We start from the raw sequence: 346 nt of genomic DNA on the forward strand, positions 1-346 counted from the left end.
GGGGGGAAAGAAGAAAGAGAGGAGAAAAAAAGGAGAGGGGGAGGAAAGAAAAAAGGGAAAAAAAGAAAGAAGGGGGAGGAGGAAGAAAAAAGGGGAAGGGAAGAGAAAAAAAAAAAAAGAGAAAAGGAGGGGAAGGAGAAGAGAAGAAGAAGGAAGGAAAGAAGAAAGAAGGGGAAGGAAAGAAAAAGAAGAGGGGGGAAGGGAAGAAGAGGAAGAAAGGGGAGAGAGGAAAGAGGGGAAAGAAGAGGGAGGAAGAGGAAGAGGGAAAAGAGAAGAAAAAAGGGAGAAGGGGGAAAAGAGAGGGGGAGGAAGAAAAAGAAAGAAGGAGAGGGAAAGAGGGGAAGAA

General features: G+C 45.1%; 1 protein-coding gene. It reads left to right on the forward strand.

The features are described from left to right. The coding region (locus KH400_RS30325) for a hypothetical protein (protein WP_217228607.1) at window positions 1-346 on the forward strand (346 nt) is incomplete at both ends.

Source organism: Desertibacillus haloalkaliphilus (assembly GCF_019039105.1).
Classification (GTDB): Bacteria; Bacillota; Bacilli; order Bacillales; family KJ1-10-99; genus Desertibacillus; species Desertibacillus haloalkaliphilus.